At 49.4% G+C, this 7,850-nt stretch carries 3 protein-coding genes; 1 reads left to right on the top strand and 2 read right to left on the bottom strand.

Features of this window, described 5'->3' with window-relative positions; all coding sequences use genetic code 11:
- Nucleotides 1-283: transposase (locus X474_RS09775; protein WP_044348573.1), on the top strand; the 283-nt coding region annotated here is incomplete at its 5' end.
- Nucleotides 284-534: 251 nt separating this feature from the next.
- On the opposite strand, the gene X474_RS09770 is transcribed toward X474_RS09775, so the two are convergent.
- Nucleotides 535-2,583 carry a hypothetical protein gene (locus X474_RS09770; RefSeq protein ID WP_044348572.1) on the bottom strand — a complete coding sequence of 683 codons (2,049 nt, stop codon included), beginning with the start codon at nt 2,581-2,583 and terminating at the stop codon, nt 535-537.
- Nucleotides 2,558-7,411: a phosphorylase family protein gene (locus tag X474_RS09765; RefSeq protein ID WP_052515067.1), complete on the bottom strand. Its 4,854-nt coding sequence runs from the start codon at nt 7,409-7,411 to the stop codon at nt 2,558-2,560. Before X474_RS09765 ends, X474_RS09770 begins: the two co-directional genes overlap by 26 nt.
- Nucleotides 7,412-7,850: the final 439 nt, after the last annotated feature.

Raw genomic sequence — 7,850 nt, 5'->3', positions numbered from 1 at the left:
CAGAAAACAAGACAGTCTCAAAAATATTGACCAGACCCTTACTTATCACCATTTTACCAGTAAGCACTGGCGTCGTATCCGAACCAACAACCCCATGGAGCGCATCATCCGGGAGATACGAAGACGCACCAAGGTTGTTGGGGCCTTCCCCGATGGCGAAAGTGCTCTCATGCTGGTGGCGGCCAGGCTAAGACACGTGGCTTCCACTAAATGGGGCACCAGGAAGTACCTGAACATGGAACTACTCAACCACAGGGATTACCGCGAATCTCTCACGGGCTGACCACGACGGAGGCCGCTTTCAAAATTAAAAACGAAAGATTATTGACACTACCCACAATCCTCAACCTACCAAGGCATTTAAATACCCAAGTGTGGATAATAATTATGGAGATTCATTTTATTCTTTTTCACCCAAGCAATGTTTGCATAGCTTGAGTTTCCAACTAACCAAAAGTTATAAATAGGATGTCGTCTACCGCCTCATTCCAAAGAATTATTATTACCTGTGACTTTTCAGTTTCGAAATCCAAATCATAACACATACAAACTGGCCATCAGCCCACGCAATTTACCTGCCACCCATGGAGGATAATTTGAGCCCATGGCATCAACCTGCGCACGGTATTCTTTGATGTACTCCACAAACTTGGCTTTTTGTCTTCCTCGCAGAAGACGACGTACTGCGCTCACAGTATCGGATGCAAGACTAGTATGGATTAAATACAGAAACAAAATTCGTCTACGCTCTTCATCTTCCTCCTTTTCGCATAGCTCTGCAATGTAATGAGGTAGGTGCGAAAGCCATTTACCCCCGTTGTCAATGAGGAGCATGTTCATGGAATCAATCAGTTGATCCTGGACTAAGGGACTGACACTTCCAAGTACGTTTTCGCGCCATTCAGGTTCGGAGATAACTTCCCAGATACCTTCTGCGACTGTCCGATCGGTGTACATTTTCGTCTTTAGGGCAACACATACAGCAATTTGTACCGACAGATCGGACTCGCCAAGTTTTCGCAACGCATCGCAAAGGCCATCGTTGGTTCCGAACGTCTGGCTCATCGTCAAAAGCTCTTGCAACTGCTCTTGATGTCGCTCCGTCTGGTACACGGCCCATTTAAGCACTGTATCGGCTAAAGAGCATTCTAAAGCGAAGGTGGGATCGCTGGGCGTTTTGATAGGGAAAGGCAAAGCCGAAAAAATGTTAGATAGTAGGGCCTTGTTGAATTTCACCTGAACATCCTCTGCTTGCTCGCCAGGTGCCAATTCATCCAAATGTTCGCCCATTAGTGTCAGCAGGGCCACGGCCCACGGGGATAGCACCGATAAAGTGACGTAACGCAGGAAAGAATGTTGAATTGGTGAACTTGCAGTCAGCCAAATGAGACTGGACCTGTCTGAAGCAGGCTTAATCCAGTTTTCCCTATAGAACTTCGCCGCATCTGAACCAGCTGGGAAGAGGGCGGCGACCTGTTCCGCGAACCACCATGCAAAACACCCTATGCCTGCTCCATCACCGTCTGGTAACCGTGCCTCTAAGTGGAATGTGAAGTGTCGCGCGAGATCTTGGCGAAGTGCCCACAGTTCGTAATCGGGGAACTCAGCCCCATTCTTGACTGAGCCATTGATGACTTTGAGCACCTCGCTCCAGAGATTCTGTAACTTGCCGTCCGGGATTAATTTTGGAAGGAGAACGAAAACGGAACAGGCGTGGTAACAGGCTATAGGAGACGATTCGGAATTCGCCCATCCCCACACCTCCTGCCAGGGATCGATACCGGGGTTAGAGGCAAGCCACTTACTTATTGCAGCCGCCAGACTATAGGATGGAGCAAGGGGTAAAAATCCAAGTTTGGCAAAATACATGCTGCACAGTTCTGTAAGATTAGGGGCACTGGCAATAATCTCGGAAAGAAGCCGCGCCAAGGTCTCATGATCACGCTCGGGATTGCCTATGGGAAGATTTATTGAATCGACAGATGTCATGGAAGGGTGGATCACCTTCGGTGTGTAGAATTTGAGGCTACGCTCAAGAACCGATTCACTTTCAAGGCACTGCCGAACACCATGCAATGCGATTAGAACATCGTCGTAGAGCGCGTCACAAGCAGAGATAGCCGCCGTCCGCCACTCTCCTGGAATCCCGGACATCAATGCACCACGAGATTCCTTCAAAATGGCCGCTGTCTTCGGAGTGAAGGCCATAGGCACCTTCACAAGCATTTTCTCTATGGATTCCAGAGCTGCTTGACGTACTACCAAGTCCTCGGAGAATAAGAGCATGGGGAGTTCGACGATCATTTGTGTCGGTTCATCTCCCTCTGTTAAATAAATCACGAATGGTCCATCTGGAATATTCAGCCGTCTCGCGTGTTGTTGGTCGCGTAGAACGTTTAGATCCACGCCTTCACCAACAGGTGATGCCTTGTCGTTTATAAGTTCAAGATCTTGAAGAACGCGAAAGGTTCGCAACCCTATGTGTGCTAAATGGTGAAAAGCAGTGTTCCGAATACGGACCAGCATTGCACGCTTCGCCTTCTGCTTCTCTTCAGGACTAAAGCTCTGTTTTTTGGGTGTCATAAAGAATTTCCGTTACTATTCGCTGATAGTCCTCGTCAGTTAATTTCAGCGCTGCTTGGACGGTCTTCATGGCAGTGGACATGCGCTCACCACCCGCTGCGAAATTTAGATTGAGCAGCATGTGCGAGATTAGGTGCCTACCAGCTAACGAGCCCATTCTAAATTTGACACTACCGTGTACAACACCCGGCTGCGAAGGCATGAACTCCTTGACACACCAATCTGTGAACTGCGTAGCAGTATCATCCGTAAAGTCGTCATCACTCCAAATGTCCACAAGCCATTCGGCTAAACATTTTACCCACGACATGTACAGCCGCATAGCCATCGATTCTTTGAGATCCGTATTCTCTGGACCGCCAAACAGTCCCGTATCGCGCATGCAATCGTGAACGTACTCCGCCACTTCCCGGAGGGGCAAGCCAGGCGGATTCTTCCGGTACTGAGCTGCATATGTTTTTAGGATAGTTGTACTGGGGAGCAAGAATCGATAACGCCATCTCAACAGCACCCGCATTGCCTCCGCAGCATCAGAGGCGTCCAGCCATTCAGATGTGGCGAGAGCAATAATAACCGCATCAGTACCAAATGCTACATGGGGTGTGCCTTGCTTCTCGTTCAATGTCATCATCTGGCAGGCACGGTCATCGGCCAGCAGGGGAACGCTCTGATCTTGAGCTACAAAGCTTGCCAGAAATGCAAGGAAATCTTTATCACTGGTATTTTTTTCTTTCAACTTTTGCGGCACTTGGGATCGAACAAATCTGAATCGCTGGTCATCCCTGATCTTGTCCCATAGATCGAAATGCCAGACTCGTGTTTCCTCCTTCAAAAGCAAGGTGTCGAGGCGTTGCCTCAGTTCAAGGGTGGCCTCACTGGCAATGTGCACGTGGTAGTACCTTGTGATTTCACTAAGCAAACCAAACAAGGTAAGCGTTTCCAGAGTGGAAAGATCTATATATATATCAAGGTGTTGTACCAACAATGGGTGTGCTTCATCTACGCTGGATGGTTTATTGCAAACCTTGCTTACTCGTTTGTACGCCGCGTCATCCATAAGTCCGGCCCCATAAACAGGCTGGATCACATCTATAAGGCGATACCTATGAACGTCCGCCCTATCGTACTCGTCCACGACAGGTAGCGGACCCTTTGTGCCGCCTTCGTAGCCAATCTTGGCAATCTCCCCGGCTTCCACACTCCGAATAATTTCCTCAGCTGTTCGCTTACTTGAGCGTTGATGGAGAACCATTTTCTTTCCATCTTCCAACACGGTTGCCAGGTATTTCTGAGGAATCAGGATTTCGCCGAAGTAGTCCGCAGCCTTGTCTAATAGGCCCAGTCTATGCAGCGTAATAAGTGCAGAGTAATCGGCTACCACCGGTGTATTGCGAGGTGGGCATTCCAATGGCAGCAATGAGCGGTGGCCATCCTCGTCTACACCAGCGTGGAATCCGTTTGTTGAGTAGATTGTGAAGTTAGCACGGTCTATCGGATCATCCCTTACCCAATTCAGTACTTGCGTGCGCAGTCGCCATGCCCAGTAGATTGGATCTGAAGATAGTTGTGTCGCCCTCACCCATGGCATGCGTCCTTTCAGCATTTCTGTATGGATGTACTTCCTTCTGTCCTCTGCGGCTTTGAAAGACTCTTTGAAGGTTTCAAGGGCTTCATCGTATTGAACCATGCGGAACGAATTCTCATTTACCTGTCCATCTGCACGGAGTTCATTGAGCTTTCTTAGCGCCTTGTGTGCCAACTCCTCATCGTCCGCCGCATAGGCGGTATTCATGCTCGCGAGTAGGAAGTCCGGCGAATCCCAGAAGGCATCTTGGAACTGCTGAAGGAATGTACAACCGGCATCTGGATCACCCAGGCTCAAAAGAAGTTCGGCGCGTCCCAATACGGCCCGAAGGTCTGGGGGGACAATTTTGCAAGCCTCGTCAAATAGAGCCAGACTCTCCTTCGGCCGATATAGTTGGGAAAGACATAATGCCAAATAAACGGCGTGAACCGGATTTTCAGGCTCAGCATCGTGCAGTGATTGGAGCTGAATCGTGGCTTTTTCTAGATCTTGCAGATGGAACATATAGAGCGAAGCTAAGTTGCCACGCGCAACGAGGTTGTCTGGTTGCGCCTCAATCAGCGCCTCATAGCACTCGACAGCAACGGCAACCTTCTTGGCTTGGTTGGCGAGGTCAGCCGTTTTGTGAAGTAACATGGGCGCACCCGTCCGACGGGCAGCCAGTAAAAACATCTCGACCGCTTCAGCTAAACGGCCCTCCTGCATCAAGGCATTGCCTTGCAGTTGCAGCCAGAATTCATCATCTTCGTTTTTCTGCTTGTCGAGAATTTCAAGTGCTGTAGCCCCGTTCCCGGCGCGAAGTGCGCGTGCAGCATCAAACATGGACTGCATATACGAGTTATGGTCAACCAGGGGACGTGCGATGCGCTCACACTCCTTGGCGGTATCATCGTCCAGCTCTTGCCACAAGTCCTGGAATAGCTTGAAAAGCTCTTCCTTCTTCTCATCCGTGTCTGCCAGCGTGATCAGCTTCTTCGCTTCCTCATACGCTGTTGTATCTTGCCCCATGTGCAACTCAACAACAGCTGCGAGGATGTTCGCGTCGAGATCGTCGGGATGGTCTAGTCGCAATCGCTCAGGTAGGTCCGGCGGAGGGGTCATGTAACCGCTAACAACGCTTCGCGCCACCTCGATTGACACCGGACTGCGAGTTGCCATGAACCGCGCAAGCATTGCAACCTCATCACGATGTCCCAGCAGGTGATGTGCATGCCAGGCGATCTTGAGCGCATTCTTTGCCAGTTCTGAATCGACAAAGTCACCGCTGATGATGTCGGAAAGTACAGGAGCGAGATCTTCGAGAATCTGTTGCATTGCATCTTTTTCGGTCTCACTAAGATCAATTGGCAGGATATTTTTCCCAGGCTCATGCTTGGCTAAGGCATGAACAAAAGATGCATCGGCGAGGTGCACTACGCACTGGGGATATTTGCTCTGATCATCTTGTTTTTTAGCCCAATCGATGATTGCCAATGCATCATTTCGGCGACCCGCAGCGGTGTAAGCCGTGACTCCGAGTTCGCACCATCTCAGGTGCCATGGCTTTTCCTCGATAAGCTTTACGGCCCCATTTACATCTTGTATTTTCAAGTACATCGCGAGGCGTATTCGGATAGCATAGGGGTCTTCGCAGTCAGCGAGAAATCGGAGTGCGGCTTCGGGACCGTTTTGAAGGTGTTCAATCGACCCCCTCAGCGCGTTTACGTCTGCGGCAAGCGCTGGTTGCGGCGAAGCCACCAAGAATGCATCGATCTGGGTGAGAAAGCCATTTGCCTGGTCGATATGTGCTGGTGAATCTGAGGTTTTTTTCTCAGCGTGAATCACGTGCAAACGCGCCATCAAAAATAGATATTCAAGCAGCCGTGGACTGGTGGTGGCCTCAATGCCACTCAAGTGTTTTTCTAGCTGATCCGAAAGATGAAATGCTTTGTCATAGTTCCACACAGCGAGCTGTGATTGGATCTCCGCTGCAATGCCGTCTACGGTCTCAAGTTTTACTAGTATTTCAGCAATGTTCGTTAATGTGGCTCTCTCTGTTGACCTCGCGAATGCCTCGCCGGAAACTAGACCTGCCTCTCGCTGAGGTATTGGCCTTAGCGGGAATTGATCTCCCCTGGTTTGACCATCGATTGGAAAACGGCTTGTCGCACCACCTTGTGCCGCTGGTGAGGGGTACTTCATGTAAATTGGTACCTGATCCCGCTGTTGGATGAGTTGGGCAATCACACTTGCTTGTGTTTCAAGTGCATTTGCTTGCATTTGGATAGTGTCAGTAAATTCACTCGGGCTTGCCAAAGAATTGGACGACGCATTGCTATTTGAATTAATAGTAATCTGGGATCCGTGAATATCCAGAACCGCCACTGACCCAGCAGACGCCTTGATGGTCAGGTGGCCAGGTGTTCTGTCACGAGTACTGCCATCTTCAAGAACTTCAGGGGTAACTTCTCGACTTTTTGTCTGATTGGTTATTTGGGGCAGGTTAAGTTTTGCTAGTACTTCAAACGCAAAGGCGGCGGCATGATGCGAGGCACGCTCTTGCGAGCCCCCTTCGTCAGCCTCGGCTTTGCCTTCCACTAAATCCGAGATGCCGCGTACGGCAAGCGCTTCCTTGTCCGGATGTAACTGCATAGCTTTCAGGAAACCGTAGCCTTCCATGTCTACGGCCAACGTATCGTTGTATTTATCGCGAATGAGTCTGTAGGTTTCTGAATTCTTGGAAATCACCACCTGTTCACCCGCTGCGATGGCACCAAGAATTACACTCGGAACCGGATCAGGAACAGGGTCTAGACGTTTCGCCCAATCGGGTTTACGCTTTTCTGCGCGGGCACGTTCCAAAATGCGATGCTGAGGTAAAACTACTTCGGGCCTGGTTTTGAACTCATCGGCGGCTTTGCCTGCATGATAGCCGTAGGCTTTGGTCGCGACAACGATATCTCCTATTGCCACATCTTTGATGCCACCGGCCACGCCGACGAATAACACTGCTTGAGGCTGAAAGTGAGCAATCGCACGCTCGGTTCGTTGCGCTGCGTTGGCATTGCCCATGCCCATTTCGACAATACCGACTTCCCAGATGCTTCCGCCACCGGAAAAAAAACCGCGTTCGTACACTTCACCTTGCGGGTGCTCAACTTCCGAAATGTTCACCAAGTGGGCGCGCACGGCAATGTATTCGACCGAAAGGGCCGTTACGATGACAGCGCTATGATTTGCTTTGGGAATAGCCTGTTGAGTCATCTCAGGTAATTTGTTCCTAATATTTCTTGCATATTCATTCCACCGATCGAGCAGTGATTAACTGATTCCAAATATCATCCCAAATTGAATTGCACTACGGATTAAAAATTTTTAAATGATTATTTACTCTGACATGTTGTTGACTAATAACTCCATTATTAACTCTGGTCGATATTTTTATTGTCAAGGATCATTGCATAATCCTTTACTCTGTCAAAACTCAGACATGCTAACCTATTACATGAATCTGCAGCATCCCAAGTAGGGTTGGCACGGCTTTTCACCGACACTCCGCACGGGTAGTGTATTGTGCCTGTAATTTAACTCGTATGGGTTAACTTCGAGATTGACGGATAGAATAATAACCACGGCCCTCCCCCATAAAATGTCGTTTCTCAACACATCTAAACTATTTCATCTATAGCCTTGTGGTCAACCG

Origin of the sequence: Dethiosulfatarculus sandiegensis (assembly GCF_000931935.2) — a bacterium.
Taxonomy (GTDB): domain Bacteria; phylum Desulfobacterota; class Desulfarculia; order Desulfarculales; family Desulfarculaceae; genus Dethiosulfatarculus; species Dethiosulfatarculus sandiegensis.
Note: the sequence above shows the minus strand (reverse complement) of the source record. Positions and strands in the feature narration are given on the sequence as shown.

Coding starts and splice junctions, on each gene's coding strand:
- X474_RS09770 (WP_044348572.1), bottom strand. CDS start 2,583: ATGACACCCAAAAAACAGAGCTTTAGTCCTGAAGAGAAGCAGAAGGCG.
- X474_RS09765 (WP_052515067.1), bottom strand. CDS start 7,411: ATGACTCAACAGGCTATTCCCAAAGCAAATCATAGCGCTGTCATCGTA.